Source organism: Streptomyces sp. NPDC052107, assembly GCF_040680215.1.
Classification (GTDB): Bacteria; Actinomycetota; Actinomycetes; order Streptomycetales; family Streptomycetaceae; genus Streptomyces.
In genome coordinates, this window is record NZ_JBFAWG010000044.1 from 39,626 (window position 1) to 62,632 (window position 23,007).

20 protein-coding genes, 1 tRNA gene and 1 pseudogene are annotated in these 23,007 nt (G+C 70.9%); 6 read left to right on the forward strand and 16 right to left on the reverse strand.

What is annotated here, in order from left to right; all coding sequences use genetic code 11:
• The first annotated feature begins 258 nt into the window (after positions 1-258).
• Together AB0M27_RS32010 and AB0M27_RS32015 are read left to right on the forward strand one after the other, a co-directional pair.
• Positions 259-1,686, forward strand: coding sequence for an arylsulfotransferase family protein (locus AB0M27_RS32010; RefSeq protein ID WP_365726898.1), 1,428 nt, complete (start codon positions 259-261; stop codon positions 1,684-1,686).
• 124 nt (positions 1,687-1,810) lie between these two features.
• Complete coding sequence (locus tag AB0M27_RS32015) at positions 1,811-2,494, forward strand: maleylpyruvate isomerase N-terminal domain-containing protein (protein ID WP_365726900.1); 684 nt, start codon at positions 1,811-1,813, stop codon at positions 2,492-2,494.
• 262 nt (positions 2,495-2,756) lie between these two features.
• On the opposite strand, the pseudogene AB0M27_RS32020 reads toward AB0M27_RS32015, so the two are convergent.
• The 4 genes and pseudogenes from AB0M27_RS32020 to AB0M27_RS32035 all read right to left on the reverse strand — a co-directional run.
• A pseudogene (locus tag AB0M27_RS32020) lies at positions 2,757-3,262 on the reverse strand (EamA family transporter); the annotation flags it as partial.
• The gene (locus AB0M27_RS32025) at positions 3,259-3,774 is read right to left on the reverse strand and encodes a YbaK/EbsC family protein (RefSeq protein WP_365726902.1); all 516 of its coding nucleotides are present in this window, start codon (positions 3,772-3,774) and stop codon (positions 3,259-3,261) included. The gene AB0M27_RS32025 and the pseudogene AB0M27_RS32020, both read right to left, overlap by 4 nt.
• A gap of 128 nt (positions 3,775-3,902) precedes the next feature.
• Positions 3,903-6,128, reverse strand: a complete 2,226-nt coding sequence (locus AB0M27_RS32030; RefSeq protein WP_365726904.1) for an MMPL family transporter — start codon at positions 6,126-6,128, stop codon at positions 3,903-3,905.
• A 109-nt stretch (positions 6,129-6,237) separates the two neighbouring features.
• A complete protein-coding gene (locus AB0M27_RS32035; RefSeq protein ID WP_365726906.1) occupies positions 6,238-6,843 on the reverse strand; it encodes a TetR/AcrR family transcriptional regulator in 606 nt (201 codons plus the stop codon).
• Between the two features lie 181 nt (positions 6,844-7,024).
• On the opposite strand from AB0M27_RS32035, the gene AB0M27_RS32040 reads away from it, so the two are divergent.
• Positions 7,025-10,402, forward strand: a complete 3,378-nt coding sequence (locus AB0M27_RS32040) for a S41 family peptidase (RefSeq protein ID WP_365726908.1) — start codon at positions 7,025-7,027, stop codon at positions 10,400-10,402.
• 197 nt (positions 10,403-10,599) lie between these two features.
• On the opposite strand, the gene AB0M27_RS32045 is transcribed toward AB0M27_RS32040, so the two are convergent.
• The 4 genes from AB0M27_RS32045 to AB0M27_RS32060 form a co-directional block, all read right to left on the reverse strand.
• Complete coding sequence (locus AB0M27_RS32045; protein WP_365726910.1) at positions 10,600-10,845, reverse strand: hypothetical protein; 246 nt, start codon at positions 10,843-10,845, stop codon at positions 10,600-10,602.
• 94 nt (positions 10,846-10,939) lie between these two features.
• Positions 10,940-11,824 carry an SDR family oxidoreductase gene (locus AB0M27_RS32050; protein ID WP_365726913.1) on the reverse strand — a complete coding sequence of 295 codons (885 nt, stop codon included), beginning with the start codon at positions 11,822-11,824 and terminating at the stop codon, positions 10,940-10,942.
• Positions 11,821-12,786 (reverse strand): alpha/beta hydrolase, encoded by a 966-nt coding sequence (locus AB0M27_RS32055; RefSeq protein ID WP_365726915.1) that lies wholly within the window; start codon positions 12,784-12,786, stop codon positions 11,821-11,823. Before AB0M27_RS32055 ends, AB0M27_RS32050 begins: the two co-directional genes overlap by 4 nt.
• Positions 12,783-14,384, reverse strand: coding sequence for an NAD(P)/FAD-dependent oxidoreductase (locus AB0M27_RS32060; RefSeq protein WP_365726917.1), 1,602 nt, complete (start codon positions 14,382-14,384; stop codon positions 12,783-12,785). Before AB0M27_RS32060 ends, AB0M27_RS32055 begins: the two co-directional genes overlap by 4 nt.
• A 201-nt stretch (positions 14,385-14,585) precedes the next feature.
• Between AB0M27_RS32060 and AB0M27_RS32065 the strand changes: the two genes are divergently transcribed.
• Positions 14,586-15,206 carry a MerR family transcriptional regulator gene (locus tag AB0M27_RS32065; protein ID WP_365726945.1) on the forward strand — a complete coding sequence of 207 codons (621 nt, stop codon included), beginning with the start codon at positions 14,586-14,588 and terminating at the stop codon, positions 15,204-15,206.
• Here AB0M27_RS32065 and AB0M27_RS32070 read toward each other — a convergent pair.
• Positions 15,203-16,006 carry an exodeoxyribonuclease III gene (locus AB0M27_RS32070; protein WP_365726919.1) on the reverse strand — a complete coding sequence of 268 codons (804 nt, stop codon included), beginning with the start codon at positions 16,004-16,006 and terminating at the stop codon, positions 15,203-15,205. The two genes, AB0M27_RS32065 and AB0M27_RS32070, sit on opposite strands and share 4 nt — an antisense overlap.
• 79 nt (positions 16,007-16,085) lie before the next feature.
• Here AB0M27_RS32070 and AB0M27_RS32075 point away from each other — a divergent pair, with 79 nt between their 5' ends.
• Positions 16,086-16,562 carry a GNAT family N-acetyltransferase gene (locus AB0M27_RS32075; RefSeq protein ID WP_365726920.1) on the forward strand — a complete coding sequence of 159 codons (477 nt, stop codon included), beginning with the start codon at positions 16,086-16,088 and terminating at the stop codon, positions 16,560-16,562.
• A gap of 49 nt (positions 16,563-16,611) precedes the next feature.
• Here the strand turns inward: AB0M27_RS32075 and AB0M27_RS32080 are convergent.
• From AB0M27_RS32080 to galU, 7 genes are all read right to left on the reverse strand, one after another.
• Positions 16,612-16,685, reverse strand: a tRNA-Ala gene (locus tag AB0M27_RS32080).
• A gap of 91 nt (positions 16,686-16,776) precedes the next feature.
• Positions 16,777-17,979: a gephyrin-like molybdotransferase receptor GlpR gene (gene glpR, locus AB0M27_RS32085; RefSeq protein ID WP_365726922.1), complete on the reverse strand. Its 1,203-nt coding sequence runs from the start codon at positions 17,977-17,979 to the stop codon at positions 16,777-16,779.
• A gap of 173 nt (positions 17,980-18,152) precedes the next feature.
• The gene (locus AB0M27_RS32090) at positions 18,153-18,776 is read right to left on the reverse strand and encodes a GNAT family protein (protein WP_365726924.1); all 624 of its coding nucleotides are present in this window, start codon (positions 18,774-18,776) and stop codon (positions 18,153-18,155) included.
• A 20-nt stretch (positions 18,777-18,796) separates the two neighbouring features.
• Positions 18,797-19,297, reverse strand: a complete 501-nt coding sequence (locus tag AB0M27_RS32095; RefSeq protein ID WP_365726926.1) for a MogA/MoaB family molybdenum cofactor biosynthesis protein — start codon at positions 19,295-19,297, stop codon at positions 18,797-18,799.
• On the reverse strand, positions 19,294-19,806 hold the full coding sequence (gene moaC, locus AB0M27_RS32100) for a cyclic pyranopterin monophosphate synthase MoaC (RefSeq protein WP_365726927.1): 513 nt from the start codon (positions 19,804-19,806) through the stop codon (positions 19,294-19,296). Before moaC ends, AB0M27_RS32095 begins: the two co-directional genes overlap by 4 nt.
• Positions 19,807-19,943: 137 nt before the next feature.
• Positions 19,944-21,266 (reverse strand): gephyrin-like molybdotransferase Glp, encoded by a 1,323-nt coding sequence (gene glp / locus AB0M27_RS32105; protein ID WP_365726933.1) that lies wholly within the window; start codon positions 21,264-21,266, stop codon positions 19,944-19,946.
• On the reverse strand, positions 21,263-22,174 hold the full coding sequence (galU, locus tag AB0M27_RS32110; protein ID WP_365726935.1) for a UTP--glucose-1-phosphate uridylyltransferase GalU: 912 nt from the start codon (positions 22,172-22,174) through the stop codon (positions 21,263-21,265). Before galU ends, glp begins: the two co-directional genes overlap by 4 nt.
• A 133-nt stretch (positions 22,175-22,307) precedes the next feature.
• On the opposite strand from galU, the gene AB0M27_RS32115 reads away from it, so the two are divergent.
• On the forward strand, positions 22,308-22,889 hold the full coding sequence (locus AB0M27_RS32115) for a 5-formyltetrahydrofolate cyclo-ligase (RefSeq protein WP_365726937.1): 582 nt from the start codon (positions 22,308-22,310) through the stop codon (positions 22,887-22,889).
• The last annotated feature ends 118 nt before the right edge of the window (positions 22,890-23,007 follow it).

The following is a 23,007-nucleotide window of genomic DNA, read 5'->3' on the forward strand; positions in this document are numbered from 1 at the left end:
CCGGCAATGGCGACGCGACAGCTGCGGATTCGCCGGACACGAAGGCGGACCTGCCGCACTGTTGGGGCCTGCATGCTCGCCGCCGGGTGCGTCGTCGCAATCTGCGTGCCCCCGGCGGCGGCGAGGGCACGAGCGCGCGACCACCTGTGCGCGACGGAGCCCTTCCCCCCGACGAAAAGTTCTCCGCCCCCGATCCTCTCGGGCAGCGATGTGTGGAGCTTCGTCTCCGAGCCGGGCCTTCACCCCATGCGGGTGACCGTGACCGCGAACAAACCGGGAACGGCCCGCGGAGACATCCTCGTGGGCCCGTTCAGCGCGGACAGGATGGTCGGCCAGACCGGGGCGTTGATCAACGACAACTCCGGTGATCCGGTCTGGTTCCGCCCGCTCCCCTCCACGAACCTCCAGAACGCCGACATCAGGGTCCAGACCTATTACGACGCCCGCAGGGGCCGGGGAAAGCCGGTGCTGACCTGGTGGCAGGGAACCCTCGCCCTGCCACCGTGGTACACGAACCTGCCGGCGGGCGCCCCGGAACCGGGCGGGTGCTACTACATCTACGACACCCACTACCGCCTGCTCAAGACGGTCTTCGCGCATCACGGCTACTACCCGGACGAGCACGAGTTCACCCTGACCCGCCGGGGTACCGCGCTGTTCATCGCATCCAAGCCCGTGCCCATGGACCTCACGCCCTACGGTGGGCCGAAGAACGGCTCCATCGAGAACAGCGAGATCCAGGAGGTCGACCTCGCCACGGGCAGACTGCTCTTCTCGTGGAACGCACTGGACCACCTGGACCCCGCGGATTCCGAGGAGCCGGCGTCCAGCGCGTCGTCGTCCGACGGCGTGTGGGATGCCTTCCACATCAACTCCGTCGACGAGGGTCCTGACGGCCGACTGCTGATCTCGGCCCGGAACATGTGGGCGATCTACGACGTCACCAAGAGATCCGGGAGAATCCGCTATCAGATCGGAGGAAAGGAAAGCGACTTCGCCTTCGGGCCCAACGCGGACTTCTACTGGCAGCACGATGCCCGATACCGGCCGGGAAACCGGATCAGCATGTTCGACGACGGCTGCTGCGACCTGCCCGACGGCGCCCCCGAACAGGTGTCGCACGGCCTGATCCTCAACCTCGACTTCCGCAGCCGGAAGGCGACCGTGGACAGGACCTACTACCACCAGCCGCCGCTGGAGTCACCGACCCAGGGAAATACACAGGCCCTTTCCAACGGCAACGAGTTCATCGGATGGGGCCAGAGCCCGTACTACTCCGAGTACGCGGGTAAGGGAAACACCCAGGGCAACGGCTTGCGAAACCTGCTCTACGACGCGAAACTGCCGGGCTCCAACATCTCGTACCGAGCATTCCGGAACGAATGGATCGGCACTCCGTACTACCCCCCGAGTGTCGCGGCACGCTCCGACTCCGAGGGCAACGTCGTCTACGCCTCCTGGAACGGTTCGACGCGGACGAGAGCCTGGCGGGTACTTGCCGGGTCCGACCCCCACTCCCTGTCGGTCGTTGTCAGACACGCCCCACGCTCCGGATTCGAGACAGCCGTCACCACGAACGCCCCCGGACCGTATTTCCAAGTGAAGGCGCTCAATGCGCAGGGCAAGGTCCTTGGGACCTCCCGCGTCGTCACGCTCCCGGACAACGGTCGACGAGGGAGACCATGACTGAAACAGGAACTCACCAAGCCCCCTGAACAGCCCACTTACCACTGCATGAGCACGGCTTGACTGAGGACTCGGGCAGCGTCGCGCACGCGCGTCTGTACGCAGGCCGGGTAGCTTGATCGGCATGGATCAGGGGCGGGTAGTTGAAGCGTTTCGTCTTGAGGCGGGTCAACTCGCGCGGGCGATGACTGGCGTCTCGACGGCCGAATGGCGTCTGCCGACGCGGTGTGCGCCCTGGAAAGTGCGCGACTTGCTGGCTCATGTCCGGGTGGTGATTGCTTGGCTGCCGGGCATGCTGGCGGCATCGGCGCCGGCCCGTGCCGAGGTCTCGGCGGTGGAGTACTACCGGCCCGACGGCCGTTTCGCTCCGGACACCAACGCGGCTCGGATCGCTCTGGCCCAAGTGCATGCGGCCGAACAGCTCAGCGGTGACGCGCTCGCCGACGACTTCAACACCACCTGGCAACAGGTGGACCGACTGTGCCGGGCCGAGTCCGAAGGGCGTGTGGTGCGCACCCGGCACGGTGATCCGATGCTCCTGTCGGAGTTCCTGCTGACGCGCGTGGTTGAGGTCGCCGTGCACGGCCTGGACCTGGCCGACGCCCTGGGGCGCGAGCCGTGGCTGACTTCCCAGGCCGCAGATTTGGTGCAGGATCTTCTGGTCGGCCCAGATGGGGCAGCCACGCTGGAGAAGCTGGGCTGGGGTCAGCTTCGCTTCCTGCGCAAGGCAACGGGGCGCGAGCCGATCACGAGGGAGGAGGCATCGGACGTCAGCCGCCTGGGCATCCGATGGCTCACGCTGGGGTGAGAGCGTCGCCAACAGGCGCCAGCGGTCACAGCCGTCAAGCGCGAGGCACCGCCAGACCCGAGCTTCCGCTCTGACCGGCTGGCCCGCATCCGGCGCCCCGCTCTCGAGCCGAAAGCGGGGCGCCGGACCTGTGCGTCCCCCTGGGTCATTTCCTCAGCGACCTCCTGAAGCGGCGCCAGGCTTCGACCAGTGACGGCAATTGATCAAGAAGACGCTTGGACGCGTGGATGAACACAGCCGGGACGCCGGACCAAGGTGAGTGCGCGGCGCGTACGCCCAGGCCGTCGATGACCGTGTACGCCGCGATCGTCAGCCCGGTCGCGGGGGCCGCGCCGATCGCCGCCCAGTTCGGCCGGCTTCCGCGCAGCCCCCACAGGCTGACGCCGATGAGGCCCACACAGGACACGGCGATCCCGGCCAGCGCCGGGTCGCCGGGCACCTCGTGCGCGAACACGGCGGCCGGCACGGTGACCACGAGCGGGGCGCTGCCGCGCGCGATGGGGTACGCCTGCCCGAAGTCGCCGAGCCGGAAGGAGGTCATCAGCAGGGCGTAGTAGGCGATGCGCACGACCGCCGAGGCCGGCAGACACGGCCGGGCGGCCACCGCCGGGAAGACCGCGAACGGCGCGATCGCGAGCCCGATCAGCACCCCGCCCCCGGAGGTCAGGGTGAAGCCGACCAGTTTGTCGGTGATCGGTGCGCGATGGCGTTCCAGCCGGCGTGGGTCACGGCGACGAGCAGTACGGCGGCCGTGACGAGCGGCGTCACGCGGTCTGCTCGCGCACGTCCACCAGATCGGCACCGGCGTGGGCCACCAGTTCCTTCGGCTCGATCGGGAAGACGGTGTGCGGCGTCCCCGCGGCCGCCCACACCACGTCGTGGGCGAGCAGCGAGCGGTCGGCGAGGACACGCGTGCGTGTGCGGTGCCCGAAGGGCGGCACGCCGCCGATGGCGTACCCGGTGGTCTCGCGCACGACCCCGGCGTCGGCCCGGGTGACCTTGCCGGCGCCCAGTTCCTCCCGCACCCGCTCCACGTCCACGCGCGAGGCCCCGTCCATGAGGACCAGCACCGGCACGCCGTCGGCGGCGAAGATCAGCGACTTGCAGATCTGGCTGAGTTCGCACCCGATGGCCGCGGCGGCCTCGGGCGCGGTCCGGGTGGCCTCCGGGAACCTCCTGGTCCGGGTGAGCAGGTCGGCGAGACCGAGGTCACGCAGGGCTTCGGCGAAACGGGGGTGGGCTCCGGACTCGTCGGCGTCAGTGGCGGCTGTCGTCGTCATGCCGGGCACGCTACGCCATCGCCCGATACCCGCTCACGAGGTTTTCGGGGCAGCGCAGAAAGCCGGTGAGGGTGCAGCCCCGTCCCCACGGGCACCCTCACCGGCCGCTCTGACTCAGGAGCGGTACGTCAGGCCCGTACCAGCTCCCTCTCCTCGTCGGGGTCGGCGTCCTTGCCGGCCGCGGCGGGCTCCGTGCGCAGGCCCTCGCCCTCGACGTCCACGTTGGGCAGTGCGCGGTCGAGCCACTTCGGCAGCCACCAGGCCCGCTTGCCGAGCAGGGCGAGAACCGCCGGGACGATGGCCATGCGGACGACGAACGCGTCGAAGAAGACGGCGATCGCGAGGCCGAAGCCGATCATCTTGACCATCGCCTCGCTGGAGCCGATGAAGCCGGAGAAGACGGCGATCATGATGACGGCGGCGGCGGTCACGACCCGTGCGCCGTGCTTGAAGCCGGTGACCACGGCCTGGCTGGGCTTCTCGCCGTGCACGAACGCCTCCCGCATCCGGGTCACGAGGAAGACCTCGTAGTCCATCGCGAGGCCGAAGACGACACCCACCATGAAGATCGGCATCATCGACATGACCGGGCCGGTCTGCTCGACGTTCATCAGGCCCGACAGCCAGCCCCACTGGAAGACCGCGACGACCGCGCCGAGAGCCGCGAGCACGCTGAGCAGGAAGCCGAGGGCCGCCTTCAGCGGGACGAGGACCGAGCGGAAGACCACGATCAGCAGCAGGAAGGCCAGGCCGACCACCAGCGCGAGGTAGGGCAGGAGCGCGTCGTTCAGCTTCTGCGAGACGTCGATGTTCATCGCCGTGGAGCCGGTGACCAGGACCTTGGAGCCTGTCTTCTCTGCGATGTCCGCGCCCTTGTCACGGATGGCGTGCACCAGGTCCTCGGTCGTCTTCGAGGACGGCTTGGACTTGGGTACGACGGTGATCGTCGCGGTGTCGCCGGCCTTGTTGGGCACGGCCGGGGTGACCGTGACGACGTCCTTCAGGCCCTTGATCTGGTCGCCGACCTCGGTGAACGCCTTCTTGGGGTGGGCGCTGTCCTTGGCGTCGACCACGACCATCAGGGGGCCGTTGAAACCTGGCCCGAAGCCCTCGGAGAGCAGGTCGTAGGCGCGGCGCTGGGTGGTGGAGGTGGGCTGGGAGCCGTCGTCTGGCAGGCCCAGTTCCAGGGAGGTGGCCGGGATCGCCGCCGCGCCGAGGCCGAGCACGCCGAGCAGCAGGACGGCCACCGGGCGCCGTACGACGAAGCTCGCCCAGCGGGTGCCCATGTTGGGGCGGCCGGGCTTCTTCGGCGTACGGCCGCCGCCCAGCAGCTTGCTCTTCTCACCCGCCGGCTTGACCTTGCGGCCCGCGTAGCCGAGCAGCGCCGGGATCAACGTCAGTGCGATCAGGACGGCGATGGCGACGGTGCCGGCCGCGGCGATGCCCATCTTGGTCAGCATCGGGATGTTGACGACCGACAGGCCGACCAGGGCGATGACGACGGTGAGGCCGGCGAAGACCACCGCCGAACCCGCCGTGCCGACGGCGCGTCCGGCCGCTTCCTCGCGCTCGCGGCCCTCGGCCAGTTCGGCGCGGTAGCGGGAGACGATGAAGAGGGCGTAGTCGATGCCGACGGCCAGGCCGATCATCGACGCCAGGGTGGAGGTCGTGGAGCCGAGGTCCAGGGCGCTGGCGAGCGCGGTGATGGTGGAGACGCCGATGCCGACGCCGATGATGGCGGTGAGCAGCGGGAATCCGGCGGCGAGCAGCGAGCCGAAGGTGATGACGAGCACGACGGCGGCGATCCCGATGCCGATGATCTCGCTGGAGCCGGTCTCGGGGGTCGCGGTGAGCGCGTCACCGCCGACCTCGACGGTCAGCCCGGCGTCGCGTGCGTGCTGGGCGGCCTCCTTCAGGGCGTCCTTGGAGGAGTCCTTCAGCTCCATGCCGGAGACCTTGTACTTCACCGAGGCGTAGGCGACCGTGCCGTTCCCGCTGACGGCGTGCCCGGCGTAGGGGTCGGCGACGGAGACGACCTCGGAGCCGCTCCGCAGTTCCTTGACCGTCTTCTCGACGGCCGCCTTGTTGTCGTGGTCGGTCATCTTCTCGCCGCCGGGCGCCTTGAAGACCACGCGCGCGGTGGCGCCGTCGGCACTCATGCCGGGGAAGCGCTGTTCCAACAGGTCGAAGGCCTTCTGGGCCTCGGTGCCGGGGATGGAGAAGGACGTGCTGCCGGCGGGCGGCGCTGAGGCGGCGCCGACCCCGGCCAGGGTGAGCAGCGCGACCCATATGAGGGCGACGAAGTGCCGTCGCCGGAAGGCGAGACGGCCGAGTTTGTACAGAAACGTGGCCACGGAGGCGTACTCCCGGTCAGGTCGTGGGGTTCATCAGGGCAGGGGTGATCAGCCCGACGACGTGAGCGGTGACGTCAGATGGTGGGCTTGCTCGGGGACCAGAGGGTGGTCAGGTGGTGGTGACGCCGAGGGCGGGGAGGACCACGGCGTCGATGTACGACAGGAGGAAGGCCTGCGTGGGTGGCTGCTCGTCGATGAGCGAGCGGGCGGCGAACCCGCCGATCATCATGTGCATCACGTAGTCGATCGCGGGGTTGTCCGCTCGGACCTCGCCCCGGTCGATCGCCCGCTGCAGCACTCGGCGGAACTCCGCCATCTCCGGCTCGATGAGATGCTCCTTGAACGCCTTCAGGAGGTCGGGATTGCCGTGGACGGCCATCGCCAGACCCCGCATCAGCGCGGAGTTCTGCTCCATCTCGCAGTCGTCGGAGCGCAGGGTGAGGGCGTGCAGGTCGCCCCTGAGGGACCCGGTGTCGACGTCGTCGGCGGAGCCGCCCGGCTTGCTGTGCCGCACCGCCTTCGCCACCAGCTCGGCCTTGCCGCCCCACTGGCGGTAGAGCGTGGCCTTGCTGGACCGGGTGCGGGCGGCGACGGCGTCCATGGTGAGGGCGTCGTAGCCGACCTCCCGGAGCAGGTCGAGCACGGCCTCGTACAACTCGGCCTCGCGCTCGGGCGTGATCCGGCTGCGACGCGACGTTGCGACGACCTCGGTCATGCCACTCACCTTCCCGCTCCGGAGATTCCTGCTTCGTACCACCATGAACATACCCTGGGAGCATGCGAAACGAAACCGTTTCGTACGTGTGCTGGGTCACGAACGTGAGGGGCGCATAAGTCCGCGGCCGTGAGGGCCGCACAAGTTGCTGGGCCCCAGCGGGCGGAAAAGCATGGGGAGGGTGAGCTATCTGCGCTTTCCCCACCTCAACGGTGACCTGGTGTGCTTCGTGGCCGAGGACGACGTCTGGCTGGCCCCACTCGACGACCCGGGCCGGGCCTGGCGGCTCACGGCGGACCGTACGAAGGACGGGCACCCGCGCTTCTCGCCCGACGGCCACCTGATCGCCTTCACCAGCTGGCGCAGTCTCGTCCCCGAGATCCACCTCGTCGGCGTCGAGGGCGGCCCCGCGCGGCAGTTGACGTACTGGGGCAGCACCGACACACAGGTCTGCGGCTGGACGCCCCCGGACGAGGGCGGGAAGTGCGACATCCTCGCCGTCGCCTCCCACGGCGAGCCCTTCTCGTACTTCACCTGGGCCTACAAGGTGACCACCGCCGGCGACCCCGGCCGCAAGCTGCCCTGGGGCCCGGTCGCCGACATCCAGGTCGCCGACATCGACGGCGTCCACAAGACCCTGCTGCTCACCGGCACCCCGCCGCACGAGCCGGCCTCCTGGAAGCGGTACCGGGGCGGCGCCATGGGCCGCCTCTGGCTGCACGGGCAACGCCTGCTGCCGGACATCGACGGGCATCTGGCCTGCCCCATGTTCGTCGCGGGCCGCATCGCCTTCCTCTCCGACCACGAGGGCGTCGGCAACCTCTACTCCTGCGCGTACGACGGCACCGACCTGCGCCGCCACACCGATCACGACGCCTTCTACGCCCGGCACGCCGCGTGCGACGGCACGCGGGTGGTCTACCAGTGCGCGGGAGACCTGTGGCTCGTGGACGACTTCTCCCCGGGCGCCGTACCGCGCAAGCTGGACATCCGCCTGGCCGGGCCGGCCACCGGGCGCCGCCGCTACCACGTGCCGGCCGCGCAGAACGTCGACGGCATCTCCGTGGACGAGACCGGCCGGGCCAGCGCCGTCGTCGTACGCGGCAGCCTGTACTGGCTCACCCACCGCGACGGCCCCGCCCGCACGATCACCGACACGCCCGGCGTACGGGTACGGCTGCCGGAGATGCTGGGCACGACCGGCCAGGTGGCGTATGTGACGGACGCCGAGGGCGAGGACGCCGTCGAGGTCGCCCAGCTCCCCCGCGCGACCGGCGACCGCGCGCCGCGCCGGCCGGCCTCCGGCCTGATGGGCCGTGTCCTGGAGATGGTCTCCGATCCCGAGGGCGAACGGCTGGCGGTCGCCTCGCACGACGGGCGGTTGCTGCTGATCGACGTGGCGGAGGAGGGGGAGGGGGAGATTGCGGGAGGCGCCGCCGAAGGCGCCACGAGCAGCGATGACGAGACCGCCGACGAACAGGACAGTGGAGCCGGGGAAGCCGCCGAAGACCAGGGCACCGCGCCCGCCGAAGCCGCCGGAGGCCGGGTCATCGAGCTGATCCGGTCCATCAACGGCCCCGTGCGCGACCTCGCCTTCTCCCCGGACGGCGCCTGGCTCACCTGGTCCCATCCGGGCATCGGCCGCTCCCTGCGCCAGATCAAGCTGGCCCGCATCAAGGACCGGCTGATCGTGGACGTGACCAACGGCCGCTTCGAGGACGAGAACCCCGTCTTCACCCGCGACGGCCGCTATCTCGCCTTCCTCTCCTGGCGCGGCTTCGACCCGGTCTACGACGTCCACACCGGTGACCTGTCCTTCCCGCTCGGCTGCCGCCCGTACCTCGTGCCGCTGAACTCGGCGACCCCCTCCCCCTTCGCCCTGAACCCCGAGGGCCGTCCGGCGGCCGGCGGGCTCGACCCCGTCGAGGAGGAGGAGACGGGCGAGACCGGCACGGTGACCGTGGAGGTGGAGGGCCTGGCGATGCGGGTCACGCCGTTCCCGGTGATCGCCTCCAAGTACTCCGCGCTGCGCCCGGTCGCCGGCGGCGGACTGGTCTGGCTGCGCTGGCCGATCTCCGGCGCGCTCGGCGAGACCTTCGCCAACCCGGCCGACATCAGCGGCCGTCCCACCCTGGAGTACTTCAACATCAGCAAGGCGAAGAAGTCCGAACTGGTCGACCACCTGGACTGGTTCGCGGTCAGCGGCGACGGCACCCGGCTGGTCCTGGTGGACGAGGGCGACCTGCGCGCAGTGCCCTCCACGGAGATGGGCGACAGCGACACGACCGTCTGGATCGACCTGCGCCGCATCCTTCACGTGGTCGACCCGCCCGCCGAGTGGCGCCAGGCCTTCGACGAGGCGGGCCGGATCATCCGCGGCTACTTCTGGGACCCGGGCATGTGCGGCATCGACTGGGACGCGGTGCTCGACCAGTACCGTCCCCTCGTCGAACGGGTCGCCTCCCCCGACGAGTTCGCCGATCTCCTGCGCGAGGTCCTCGGCGAACTGGGCACCTCGCACGCCTACGTCACCGCCGCCCGCCGCAACGAGGGCCCGCCCCACTACCAGCGCTGGCAGGGCCTGCTCGGCACCAACTTCGTACGCCGTGAGGAGGGTTGGATCGTCAAACGCGTCCTGGCCGGCGACTCCTCCGACTCCAAGGCCCGCTCACCGCTGGCCGGCACCGGCATCCGCGAGGGCGCGATCCTCACCCACGTCGACGGCCGCCCGGTCGATCCGGTGACCGGTCCGTATCCGCTGCTCGCCGGCTCCGGAGGTACGACCGTGGAGCTGACGTTCCTCCCGGCGGAAGGCGAGCCGGGCCGGGCCCGCCGGGTCGCCGTCGTCCCGCTCATCGACGAACGGCCGCTGCGCTACCAGGACTGGGTCGCCAAACGCCGCGAGGTCGTACGGGAGTTCAGCGGCGGCAAGTGCGGCTACCTGCACATCCCCGACATGGGCGGCTCCGGCTGGGCCCAGTTCAACCGCGACCTGCGCATGGAGGTGTCGAGGCCCGCCCTGATCGTGGACGTGCGCGGCAACGCGGGCGGGCACATCAGCGAACTCGTCATCGAGAAGCTGACCCGGACGATCCTGGGCTGGGACCTGACGCGGGACGCGCAACCGGTGTCGTACACCTCGAACGCACCGAGGGGTCCGGTGGTCGCCCTCGCCGACGAGGCGACCTCCTCGGACGGCGACATGATCACGGCCGCCTTCAAGCTGCTGAAACTCGGCCCGGTGGTAGGCCAGCGCACCTGGGGCGGCGTGGTCGGCATGACCGGCCGGCACCGGCTGGGCGACGGCACCGTCATCACGGTCCCGATGAACGCGGCCTGGTTCGACGCCTACGGCTGGTCCGTGGAGAACCACGGCGTCACCCCCGACCTGGAGATCATGCGCACCCCCCTGGACTGGGCGGAAGGCCGCCACGCCCAACTGACCGACGCGGTCCAACTCGCCCTGGACCTCCTGGAATCCAACCCGGCCGCCATCCCCCCCGACTACAGCGAGGTCCCCAACCGCTCCCGCCCCGATCTGCCACCACGGGCCGATTGACGGGGGACAAATCGAGGAGGAGTACGTGCTCAAGGGGCGCGGGGCCGTGTCTGATATGCGGCTCCGCCGCGTGGGCGCGACAAGCCACCACGCACCCGCACCCGACAAAGCACCGAAACGACCCCGAGCAAAAGCGCAGGGCGCCCTCCACGAAAAAGGGCGCCCCACGCCGAACCGGCCAAAGCCGAGCGCAGCGACTACGCGTCGTAGTCCCGGTCGAAGCGGTCTTCCATCTCCGCTTCCGTGTCCTCGATGTCGCGCATGTTCTCGCGACCACGCTGCGGCGGCTGCTGGCCACGCTGCGGCGGCTGCTGGCCACGCTGCGGCGGCTGCTGGCCACGCTGGGGCTGCTGCTGGCCACGCTGGCCGGCCCGCTCACGGGCCTCACCGAGCTTCTGCTTGCCCTGTTCCTGCCAGTCGTTGGCCTTGTCCTTCATACCCATGTGGGTTCACTCCCGTGGTGGGTGAGGTGGAGAATTCGGCCCCTCAGTGGGGCCTCGACCAGATTCACACGGGCGACCACGGAACGCATGTGGATCAGTTACGGTGTGTAGCGCGGGCAGCCTCGTCGGCCGCCCCACCTGCACCGACGAGTCCGGAACGCATCCCCTGAAGACGGGGCGCGAACCGCTTCATCTCGCGCTGCCCGACCGTCCCGATGAGCGCCGGCAGATAGCCGCGCACGCCCTGCATGCCGCGCAGCCACCACTGCCCGTACACATGCGCCGAGCGCCGCTCGATCCCGGCGACGAGCCGGTCCACCGCCGGGCCCAGCGGGTAGGTCTTGTTGGACGGCCACGGCAGCCGCTGCCGCAGCTCGCGCATGACGTCGTCCTGGTCGGCGCCGCGCACCATGTCGGTGTCGGTCCAGGACAGGTACGCGACCCCGACGCGCACGCCCTGGTAGCCGACCTCGGCGCGCAGACTGTGCGCGTACGCCTCCACGCCCGACTTGGACGCGCAGTACGCCGTCATCATCGGCGCCGGGGTGATCGCGGCGAGCGAGGCGACCTGGAGCAGATAGCCTCGGCTCTCCACCAGCACCGGCAGAAACGCCCGCGCGGTCACCGCCGAACCGATCAGGTTGACCTCGATCACCCGCCGCCAGGCCTGCGGATCGGAGTCGATGAACGGACCGCCCGTCGCCACACCGGCGTTGGCGACCACGATGTCGACCTTCCCGAACCGCGCCTTCACCTCCTGCGCGACCCGGCTCATCGTCTCGTGGTCGGTGACGTCGGCGTACCAGTAGGCGCTGTCGCTGTGCAGGCGCGAGGAGACGTCCTTGAGCGCCTCCTCCTCCAGGCCGACCAACGCGACCTTCGCGCCGCGCGCGGAGAGCTTGCGCGCCAGCAGCTCACCGACCCCGCGCGCCGCTCCGGTGACGACCGCGACCTGTCCTTCGAGGCTGACCCTGCTCATGCGCCCTCCTTGATCTGCGCCGGGGTGGAACCGTGCTCGTCCTCGGGATCGGCCCCCGTGACGGTGACGTATGTGGTGACGAGTTCCCGGATCCGCCCGGTCACCAGGTCGGGAGCCTCGATCGGGGTCATGTGGCCCACGCCTGCCAGCTCGGTCAGGCCGACGCAGTGCGGCAGCGCGGCGACCAGCGCGCGGGCGTGCACGGGGGGCGTGAGCCGGTCGGACGCGCCGTGCACGATCGCGGTGGGCGCGTGCAACTCCCGTACGCCGTGGTCGAGATCGAGCGCCTCGAGCACGCGCGACCAGGCGTGACGTACGGCGCGCGGACAGGCGTGCACGATCCGCGCGCACGCCTCCACCATGTGCGGGGCCGAACCGGCGCCCATGGTGGCGTACTTGAGGATGCGCTTCGCGACCGGCGTGACCGGGCCGAGCGGGGCGCGCGAGCCGAGAATGCGCCCGGTGATCCAGGTGCGTACGCGCCCGGCGCCGAGCGGCAGCACGCGCGCCTCCGCGACCAGTCGCGCGCTGCCGGTGCTGCACAGCAGGACGGCGGCGGCGTGGTCACGGAAGCGGGGGCGCGTGGCCGCGGCCATGACGGTCATGCCGCCCATGGAGTGGCCGACGATCAGCGCCTTCTCCCCGGGAGCGAGCGTCTGCGCGAGCACCGCCTCCAGGTCGTCCGCCAGCGCGTGGGTGGTGCACGCGGGGCTCGCGGGACTGCGCCCGTGCCCCCTCTGGTCGTACGCGATCACGCGGTGGTCGGTCGCCAGGTCCCGTATCTGCGCCGCCCAGAAGGCGGTCGAGCAGGTCCAGCCGTGGGAGAGAACGACGGGCGGCGCGTTCTCGGGGCCGTGCACCTCGACATGCAGCCGCGCGCCGTCGGCGGAGACGACGGTGAGTTCGCGGGAGGGGGTGGGCGGGGCGTACGGTCCGGAGGTCACGGAGGCGAGCCGGCTCATGCGGCGCCCTCGCTCTGCGGCACGGCGGCCACCGTCTTCTCTGCGGCCCTTTCGGCCTTCTGTACGGCCGTACCGGCCGGCTTGCCGTCGGTCTTGCCGGTCTTGCGGATGACCAGGTACTCCCCCAGGTCCACCCGCCGGGTCGCGCGCCGGAACTCGGACGTCGTGCCGGGCCAGATGGTGGTGTTGCGGCCGCTCGCGTCCAGGTACCAGCTGGTGCAGCCACCGGTGTTCCACACGGTGCGCTTCATGCGCTCCTGGACCTTGCGGTTCCAGTCCTCGACGGCCGTGGGCCGGGCATCGAGGGCCGTACGGCCTCCCCCAGTGCCTTGAGGGCCTGGGGGGACCCCCAGGACGTCCAGTTGCCGCAGATAATCGGCCATGTAGTTCAGCTGGGACTCGATCATGAGGATCATGGAGGAGTTCCCCAGGCCGGTGTTGGGCCCGATGATCGTCATCCAGTTCGGAAACCCGGGGGCCGCGGCTCCGCGCAGCGCCTGCATGCCGTTCTTCCAGGACTCGGCGAGGGTGACGCCCTCCGCCCCGACCACCCGCTCGGCGATCGGCATGTCCGTGACGTGGAAGCCCGTACCGAAGATGATCGCGTCGACCTCGGCCTCGGTGCCGTCCGCCGCGACAACGGTCGACCCGCGGATCTCGCTGAGCCCGCTGGCGACGACGTCCACATTCGGCCTGGCCAGCGCCGGGTAGTACGCGCTGGACAGCAGGATCCGCTTGCAGCCGATGCGGTAGTCGGGGGTGAGTTTGGCGCGCAGGGCCGGGTCCTTGATGGCGCGGGCCATGTTGCGCCTGGCGAGCTGCTCGACCAGGCCGAGTTCGTCGGGGTGCTTGGTGAACGCCTGGACCTGCAGTTCCCGGATGCCCCACAGCAGGCCGCGCCTGAGCTGGGTGGTGAAGGGCAGGGCCCGGTGCAGCCGGCGCTCGGCGCCGCTGATGGCGCGGTCCATGCGGGGCATCACCCAGGGCGGGGTGCGCTGGAGGAGGGTGAGCCGGCCGACCTGCGGCTGGATGGAGGGCACGATCTGGATGGCGGAGGCGCCGGTGCCGACCATCGCGACGCGCTTGCCGCGCAGGTCGTAGTCGTGGTCCCAGCGGGCGGAGTGGAACACCTGGCCCGGGAAGGACGCGAGGCCCGGGATCTCGGGGATCTTCGGGTCGGACAGCGGCCCGGTGGCGGAGACGACGACGTCGGCGGAGAGTGACCCGCGCGTGGTCTCGATGTTCCACCGCAGGTGCTCGTTGTCCCAGCTCATCAGCTTGACCTCGGAGTCGAAGCGGATGTGCGGGCGCAGTCCGAAGAGGTCGGTGACGTGCTCCAGGTAGGCGCGGATGTGCTCCTGCCCGGAGAAGGTGCGCGGCCACTCGGGGTTGGGCGCGAAGGAGAAGGAGTAGAGGTGGGAGGGCACGTCACAGGCGCACCCCGGGTAACTGTTGTCCCGCCAGGTGCCGCCGACGCTGTCCGCCCGCTCCAGGACGACGAAATCGGTGATCCCTTCGCGGCGCAGCCGCACGGCGGCCCCCAGGCCGCCGAACCCGGACCCGATCACCGCCACCCGTACATGCTCGTGCTCGGCCATCCCGAAGCCTCCACGCATCGCCTTGGACTCTGCCAGTGAACACTGGCGCAATGGGACTGTAGAGCAGCCCCGTACCGAGCGGTAGGGGTCGGGGGAAGGAAAGTTACCGGCGGTACAACATAGGCTGCGGGCGTGGCAGAGGACGCAGAACACCCGGCAGAACACCCGGAGGTACGGCCGCGGGCACGGCGCGAGTACCGCATGGAGGAGCTGGCGCGACTGGCCGGCATCACCGTGCGCACGCTGCGCTTCTACCGCGAGCGCAAGCTGATCCCGCCGCCCCGCCGCGAGGGCCGTATCGCCTGGTACGACGACCACCACCTGGCCCGTCTGCGCACCATCGCCGCCCTGCTGGAGCGCGGCCACACCCTCAACGGCATCGCGGAACTCGCGGAGGCCCTCGACCAGGGCCGCAACGTCGCCGACCTGCTCGGCATCGGGACCCCCACCGAGGAGGAGCCGGTCCGCCTCACCCCGGAGGAACTCGCCGCCCGCTTCGAGGGCGAGGTCACCCCCGAGAACCTGGCCGCCGCCATGGAACTGGGCTACCTGGGCACGGACGGCGACGAGATCGTCCACATCAGCCGCCGCCTGCTGGACGTCTCCTCCGCCCTGGTCCGCGAGGGCATCCCGCTCGCCGAGGTCCTCACCGCCGGCGCCCGCGTCCGCGAACACGCCGACGCCCTGGCCGAGCTCTTCACCGACCTGATCCTCCGCCACGCCACCGAGGAGGACCTCCACCGCTTGCGCCCGCTGGCCCGGAGCGTGGTGGAGGCGGAACTGTCGCTCGCGCTGGACCGGCGGATCAGCAAGCGGGGCTAGAGGTCGTAGACGACGGTCACGGGCGCGTGGTCGGACCAGCGCTCGGCGTGCGTGGCCGCGCGCTCCACAAAGCCCTTGACGGCCTTCCCCGCGAGACCGGGCGTGGCGACCTGGTAGTCGATGCGCCAACCCGAATCGTTGTCGAAGGCCCGCCCCCGGTACGACCACCAGGTGTACGGGCCCTCGACGTCCGGGTGCAGGGCCCGTACGACATCGACGTAGCCGCCGTCCTCCGCCGTGAACACCCGGCCGAGCCACTCCCGCTCCTCGGGCAGGAAGCCGGAGTTCTTGGTGTTGCCGCGCCAGTTCTTGAGGTCGGACTGCTGGTGGGCGATGTTCCAGTCGCCGCAGACGACCACCTCGCGCCCGTCGGCGGCGGCCCGCTCGCGCAGCGTCTCGAGGTGGGCGAGGAACTCGCCCATGAAGCGGACCTTCTCGTCCTGCCGCTCGGTGCCGACCTCGCCGGAGGGCAGATAGAGGGAGGCGACCGTGACGCCGGGCAGGTCGGCCTCGACGTAGCGGCCACTGCCGTCGAACTCGGCCGAGCCGAAGCCGACCCGGACGCGGTCGGGCTCGCGTCGGGTGTAGAGGGAGACGCCCGCACGGCCCTTGGCGGCGGCGGGGGCGTGCACGACGTGCCAGCCGTCGGGCTGCCGCACCTCCCCGGGCAGCTGGTGCGGCTCGGCGCGCACCTCCTGCAGGCAGACGACGTCCGCTTCTGTCTGCGCGAGCCACTCCACGAAGCCCTTCTTGGCGGCGGCTCGCAGCCCGTTCACGTTAACCGAGGTCACAGTCAGCACCCCGGCACGATACCGGCACACTGGTCGGGGTCCTCAAAGCCCGAGGTCCCACGACCTGCATAGAAGTACGATACTCAGCATGATTATACGTCGCGTTCGTTTCGATCACCCCGACGCCGTGAAGCTCAACGACGAGGTCCAGGCCGAGTACGCCGAGCGGTACGGCGACGACGGCGACGCCACCGTCCTCGACACGACGGACTTCGACCCTCCCCGCGGCGTCTATCTGATCGCGTACGACGAGTTCGACCGCCCCGTGGCCACCGGCGGCTGGCGCAGCCAGGATCGCAACGGGGAGGGCAACGAGGACGGCGACGCCGAGCTGAAGCGGATGTTCGTCATAGCGGAGCTGCGCGGCCGCGGCCTGGCCCGCCGGATCCTCGCCGCCCTGGAGGAGGACGCACGCATGGCCGGCCGTGTCCGCATGGTCCTGGAGACCGGGACCAAGCAGCCGGAGGCCATCGCCCTGTACACCGCGAGCGGCTACGAGCCGTGCACCAAGTTCGGCTACTACCGCCACCACGAGGAGAGCCGCTGCTTCGCGAAGAAGCTGTAGACACGATGAAGCCCCAGTCGGCTTTCGCCGACTGGGGCTTCATGCTGCGTGGACCTGAGGGGATTTGAACCCCTGGCCCCCTCGATGCGAACGAGGTGCGCTACCGGACTGCGCCACAGGCCCTTGCAACGAGTGAAACTTTAGCATCCCGATCGGGGTGCTTGGAAATCCGTTCCCTGACTGGTCAGCGCGCCTTCCGGAAGTGTGGTGGGCGTCACTCGTTGGCCGCGCGCGGGCGGTCGCCGTCCTCGTACTGATCGAAGAGGGGGGTGCGCCCGCGCTCGCGCGACCGGCGTGCGGAGGCCGTGCGGCGCGCGTCACTGCGGCCGTCGGCCGGCTTGTCCCCGGACGCCGGCGCCTGCTCGTCCGCCTCGGCCTCCGGCGTGCGGCTCGCCTCGTGCTCCGGCGCGACCGAGCTGGAACGTGCCGAACTCCAGGTGTCGGGCGCCCCCAGGTCCACGTCGGACGTGGCACGGGGCGCGACCGGCGCGGTCACGTACGTCGGCAAAGGCACCGGGACCGGGTCCCAGCTGTCCCCGCCGGGCCGCCGCTGCCGCTCGCGCTGCTGGTCGACCCACTCGGCGTGGTCCGTCTGCTCGACCAGGGCGCGCCGGTCCGCGGCGAGTGCGGCCAGCCCGGTGTCCGTCTGGGCCTGAGGGACTTCCTCCGGTTCGTCCGCGCCGGGCCCCGCGTCGAGGGGCGCACGGCGGCGCGGCTGGCGCTCGCGCTCCCGCAGCCGCTGGGCGGCCATCTCGGCGCGCCGGCGGTCCATCTGGTAGGCGAAGCGACGACGCTCCTGGGAGCGCAGGTGGGCGATGTACACGCTGAGCAGCACGGCCGGCCCGGCGGGTGCCCACAGGAAGGCGAGCCCGCCGACGGCGGCGACGATCGCACCCAGCGTGAAGGCGAGGAAGAGAACCACGGTGGTGCGCCTGCGGCGCGCGAGGACCTTCGAGCGCCGGGCACGTGCTGCGGCCGCCTGCGCGGAGGACGCTCGTGCGGAGGACGCCTGGCGCGCCGACGGCACTCGCTTCTGCGCGGGTACGGAGCCGGAGTTGCGCGCCGGAGCCGCGCCGTGTTCTCGTGCCGGTTCCGTCCTCCCGGACGCCTCGGGTTCGGCGTCGGCGTGCGCCTGACGGCGGGTCGGAGGCATGGCGAAGGCCCGGACGTCCACCGAGTCGGTGGCGGCGTCCGGGTCGCCGGTGTCCGGCTCCCCCTCCTGGGCGGAGCGCGCCCGCAGGTCCTTGGCGTACCGGCGCTCCATTCCCGCCCGTCCGGACAGCAGCCGGATGGCGGTGCTGAAGCGTTCCGTTGGACGGGCCTCGTTCAGCTCGTCCTGCCTACGGAGCCACATCGGCACCAAGTAGGCGGCCCAGGCCCCGACAATGACTGCGTAGATCAGGCCGCTGCTGCTCACATCTCACACCGTAGAGGGGTTTGCATGAGGCCATCCGCCAATTGGGCCGGTGTGTCGCACGATCTGGCTGATATTTCCAGCTTTTTTTGCGACCCATGCGATCAGTGGACCGTCCCAGGTGGGAATTCAATGCCCCAGAGACGGTCAACAACCGATCAATTTCGAACACGTATTCAATTTCCGGTGCTCTGGGGTTTCTGCCGCAGCTGCTGGGAGCGTGTCCGCTGCCACCGCGCGAGCAAACCGTCGGGCACCTCTTCCGCGGTGAGCGCGAACACCAGATGGTCGCGCCAGGCGCCGTCGATGTGCAGATAGCGCGGCCGGAGCCCCTCCTCACGGAATCCGAGTTTCTCCACGACCCGGCGACTGGGCCGGTTCTCGGGCCGAATGCAGACCTCGATGCGGTGCAGTCCGACGGTGCGGAAACAGTGGTCCACCGCGAGCGCGACGGCCGTGGGCATCACCCCGCGCCCGGCCACCGCCTCGTCCACCCAGTAGCCGACGTGCCCCGAGCACATCGACCCCCAGGTGATCCCGGCGACCGTCAGCTGACCGACAAGCCGCCCCTGGTACTCGATGACGAACGGCAGCATCCGGCCCGCGGTTGCCTCGGACCGCAGGTGCCGGACCATCTGGCGGTAGGTCGGCCGGTGCGCGATCGGCCCGCTCGGCGTGGGCGGCGGAATCGTCGCCTCCCAGGGGCGCAGCCAGTCCCGGTTGCGCCGGTTCACCTCGCGCCAGACCCGCTGGTCGCGCAGCCTTATCGGCCGGAGGACGACATCGCCGTCCGCCAGCACGACAGGCCAGGAAGGGCTGTTCAGCTCGCACCCCCGCTGCTGGGTCTGGGGTGGTCGCCGCCGCGGATCTGGTCGACGGCGTGGACCAGCAGCGGCTCCAGCACGGCGAGGCCGTCCTTCACACCGCCCGTGGAGCCCGGCAGATTGACGATCAGGGTCCGGCCCGCCACCCCGGCCAGGCCCCGGGAGAGCGCCGCGGTCGGAACCTTCCCCCGCCCGTACGCCCGGATGGCCTCCGCGATGCCCGGCACCTCGTGGTCGATCACCGCGCGGGTCGCCTCGGGTGTGCGGTCGGTGGGCGATATCCCGGTGCCGCCGGTGGTGACGATGGCGTCGTAGCCGGCGCCGACACCCGCGCGCAGGGCCGCCTCGACGGGGTCCCCGTCCGGGACCACCTGCGGGCCGTCGACGTCGAACCCGAGGCTCTTCAGGCCGTCGGCGACCAAGGGGCCGCCCTTGTCCTCGTATACGCCCGCGGCAGCCCTGTTGGAGGCGGTGACCACCAGAGCCCGGTAGGTCATGCCCGGCTCCAGTCGCCCGACTTGCCGCCCGTCTTCTGCTCCACCCGCACGTCCGTGATGACCGCTCCCTTGTCGACCGCCTTGACCATGTCGATCACGGTGAGCGCGGCGACCGTCACGGCGGTGAGGGCCTCCATCTCGACGCCCGTACGGTCCGTCGTCTTCACGGTGGCCTGGATCTCCACGGCGTCGTCCGCGACCGACAGGTCCAGTCTCACACCCGACACCGACAACGGGTGACACAGCGGGATCAGGTCCGGGGTGCGCTTGGCGCCCATGATCCCGGCGATCCGCGCGGTGGCGAGGGCGTCCCCCTTGGGCACCCCCTCGCCGCGCAGCAGCTCGACCACGCGCGGCGAGACCAGGACGCGGCCGCTGGCGCGGGCGGTGCGCGCGGTCACGTCCTTCCCGGACACGTCGACCATGCGGGCCGCGCCCGCCTCGTCGATGTGCGTCAGTCCGTCCTGCGCAGGGGGTCCGGGGGTCTCCCCCCGGAAAGACTCAGTCATGCTGTGTGCCGCTCCCGGTCCGGGCCCGGCGCAGTGCGGTGCGCGGGCCTGTTGTGCGCGACACGGTACCGCCATGTCCGCGCAGGCACCGGCCCAGGACCCCCGTCGGGCCCCTCGCACGCTCACGCGCGCGTGCCTCAGCCGAGCAGGACGACCTCGACCTCGGCGCCGGGCTCGACGGACTCCACGTCCTCGGGGACGACGATCAGCGCGTCGGCGTGCGCCAGCGCCGCGATCAGGTGCGAGCCGGCGCCGCCCACGGGGGTCACCTCGCCGTCGCCGTGGGCACCGCGCAGGAACTGCCGGCGCCCCTTGGGCGAGCGCAGTGCCTTGTCGGTCCTCAGGGTGGCCCGGGCACGGGGCCGGTGCACGTCCGTGAGGCCCATCAGGGTGCGGATGGCCGGACGGACGAACAACTCGAAGGAGACGTACGACGACACCGGGTTGCCCGGCAGGGCCAGCAGCGGTGTGTGGTCGGGGCCGATGGAGCCGAAGCCCTGGGGCTTGCCGGGCTGCATGGCGAGCTTTCGGAACTCCACGCCGCTGCCCTCCTCGTCCTCGTCGCCGGCGTACGACAGCGCCTCCTTGACGACGTCGTACGCCCCGACGCTCACCCCGCCCGTGGTGACCATCAGGTCGGCGCGGACGAGCTGGTCCTCGACGGTGGAGCGGAGGGTCTCGGCGTCGTCGGCGACGGCGCCCACCCGGTAGGCGATGGCGCCTGCGTCCCGCGCGGCCGCGGTGAGGGCGAAGCTGTTGGAGTCGTAGATCTGGCCGTGGGCCAGTTCCTCGCCGGGCTGCACGAGTTCGCTGCCGGTGGACAGCACGACCACGCGCGGGCGCGGGCGCACGCGTACCGTGCCGCGGCCGATCGCGGCCAGCAGCGCGATCTGCGGCGGGCCGAGGATCGTCCCGGCCTCCAGGGCTCGGTCACCGGCCTTCACGTCGCTGCCCTTGGCGCGCACGTGCGCGCGTGCCTCGACGGGGCGGTGCACGCGCACCTCCCCCTGGGCGCCCTCGGGGGCCAGGCTGCGCGCCCGCATCCCGCTCACCGGGCCCTCGCCGAGTCCGCCGTCGGTCCACTCCACGGGCACGACGGCCTCGGCACCGGGCGGCAGCGGGGCGCCGGTCATGATGCGGGCGGCCTGGCCGGGGCCGACCCGGACCGGATGGGCCGCGCCCGCGGCGACGTCGCCGACGACCTCCAGGGCGGCCGGGAACTCCTCACTGGCGCCCGCCACGTCCGCGACCCGCACCGCGTACCCGTCCATGGAGCTGTTGTCGAACGGCGGCAGGGACACCGGCACCGTGACGTCGTCGACCAGGACGCAGCCCTGGGCGTCCAGCAGTTGCAGCTCGATGGGTTCGAGGGGGCGGACGGTCGAGAGGATGTCCTCCAGGTGCTCGTCCACCGACCACAGGTCGTCCTGGCCGGCGGGGCGGGTCGCGGCGCTGCTCAAGATTGCTGCATCTCCTCGGCTACGTAACTGCGAAGCCAGGTCCGGAAGTCCGGGCCCAGGTCTTCACGTTCGCACGCGAGTCTGACAATGGCACGCAGATAGTCGCCACGGTCGCCGGTGTCATAGCGGCGGCCCTTGAAGACGACGCCGTGCACCGGTCCGCCGACCTTCTCGTCCGTCGCGAGCTGCTGGAGGGCGTCGGTGAGCTGGATCTCGCCGCCGCGGCCCGGCTCGGTCTTGCGGAGTATGTCGAAGATGTGCGGGTCGAGGACGTAACGGCCGATGATCGCGTAGCTCGAGGGGGCGTCCGCCGGGTCCGGCTTCTCGACCAGGCCGGTGATCCGTACGACGTCACCGTCGGCCGTCGACTCCACGGCCGCGCAGCCGTAGAGGTGGATCTGCTCGGGCGCGACCTCCATGAGGGCGATCACGCTGCCGCCGTGCTGCTCCTGGACCTCGATCATGCGCTGCAGGAGCGGATCGCGCGGGTCGATCAGGTCGTCGCCCAGGAGCACCGCGAAGGGCTCGTGGCCGACGTGCGGGGCGGCGCACAGGACGGCGTGACCGAGACCCCTGGGGTCGCCCTGGCGCACGTAGTGCATGGTCGCCAGATCGCTCGACTCCTGCACCTTCGCGAGCCGTTCGGCGTCACCCTTCTTCTCGAGCGCCGATTCCAGCTCGTAGTTGCGGTCGAAGTGGTCCTCGAGGGGACGCTTGTTGCGTCCGGTGATCATGAGGACGTCGTCGAGCCCCGCCGACACGGCCTCCTCGACCACGTACTGGATCGCGGGCTTGTCGACGACCGGCAGCATCTCCTTGGGAGTGGCCTTCGTGGCCGGCAGGAACCGGGTGCCGAGACCTGCTGCGGGAATGACAGCCTTACTGATCCTGGGGTGCGACTGAGTCATGCCCGCAACCTTATCCGGTGCCTTTGTTGGGAATCTGTGGCTCCGGCTGGTTGACCCTTTATGACAGCATTCAAGAAGGGTGCGAGAACGACCCGTGAAACACGACGGACGCGCGAGCGAGCCTGACAAGCGAATGTTGCGGCGGGAGCTCCTCTCGGTGAGGAACAGGTTGCCGGAGGATGACGTCGACGAGACGGGCCGCGCGCTGGCGGAGCGCGCCCTGGAGCTGTCCGAGCTGGCGCATGCGCGCACGGTGGCGGCGTACGTCTCCGTGGGGAGCGAGCCCGGCACCCGGGCCCTGCTGGACGCACTGCGCGCGCGAGGCGTGCGGGTGCTGCTCCCCGCGCTCCTGCCCGACAACGACCTCGACTGGGGCGAGTACGCCGGCCCGGGCTCCCTCGCGCGGGTCCAACACGGCGGGAAGATGGCGCTTTTCGAACCCTCCGGCGCGCGTCTCGGTCCGGACGCCGTGACGGCCGCGGACGTCGTCCTGCTGCCCGGGCTCGCGGTCGACGCGCGCGGGATGCGACTCGGGCGCGGCGGAGGGTCGTACGACCGCGTGCTGGCCCGTCTGGAGCGCGCGGGCGTACGTCCCCGGCTCGTGGTGCTGCTGTACGACACGGAGGTCGTCGCGCAGGTCCCGGCGGAGGCGCACGACAAGCCCGTGCACGCCGTGGTGACGCCCTCCGGCGTGCGCCGCTTCCCGAGCGCCTGACGGGACACGCCGGAACGGAAACGGCCCTCCACGCGCGCGTGGAGCGGCGCCGGTGACGGCCGCGGCGAAGCAGAAATCGCCGCTGACCTGCCAGGCGGAACCTGTCAAAGCGATCAAG

Bases quoted from the DNA above. Each gene is read 5' to 3' on its own strand.
- AB0M27_RS32055 (WP_365726915.1), bottom strand. From the start codon at position 12,786: ATGAGCCGGCTCGCCTCCGTGACCTCCGGACCGTACGCCCCGCCCACC.
- AB0M27_RS32115 (WP_365726937.1), top strand. From the start codon at position 22,308: ATGTTGCGGCGGGAGCTCCTCTCGGTGAGGAACAGGTTGCCGGAGGAT.
- AB0M27_RS32060 (WP_365726917.1), bottom strand. From the start codon at position 14,384: ATGGCCGAGCACGAGCATGTACGGGTGGCGGTGATCGGGTCCGGGTTC.
- AB0M27_RS32050 (WP_365726913.1), bottom strand. From the start codon at position 11,824: ATGAGCAGGGTCAGCCTCGAAGGACAGGTCGCGGTCGTCACCGGAGCG.
- AB0M27_RS32075 (WP_365726920.1), top strand. From the start codon at position 16,086: ATGATTATACGTCGCGTTCGTTTCGATCACCCCGACGCCGTGAAGCTC.
- galU (WP_365726935.1), bottom strand. From the start codon at position 22,174: ATGACTCAGTCGCACCCCAGGATCAGTAAGGCTGTCATTCCCGCAGCA.
- AB0M27_RS32035 (WP_365726906.1), bottom strand. From the start codon at position 6,843: ATGACCGAGGTCGTCGCAACGTCGCGTCGCAGCCGGATCACGCCCGAG.
- AB0M27_RS32025 (WP_365726902.1), bottom strand. From the start codon at position 3,774: ATGACGACGACAGCCGCCACTGACGCCGACGAGTCCGGAGCCCACCCC.
- AB0M27_RS32095 (WP_365726926.1), bottom strand. From the start codon at position 19,297: ATGACCTACCGGGCTCTGGTGGTCACCGCCTCCAACAGGGCTGCCGCG.
- AB0M27_RS32065 (WP_365726945.1), top strand. From the start codon at position 14,586: ATGGAGGAGCTGGCGCGACTGGCCGGCATCACCGTGCGCACGCTGCGC.
- AB0M27_RS32045 (WP_365726910.1), bottom strand. From the start codon at position 10,845: ATGGGTATGAAGGACAAGGCCAACGACTGGCAGGAACAGGGCAAGCAG.
- AB0M27_RS32015 (WP_365726900.1), top strand. From the start codon at position 1,811: ATGGATCAGGGGCGGGTAGTTGAAGCGTTTCGTCTTGAGGCGGGTCAA.
- moaC (WP_365726927.1), bottom strand. From the start codon at position 19,806: ATGACTGAGTCTTTCCGGGGGGAGACCCCCGGACCCCCTGCGCAGGAC.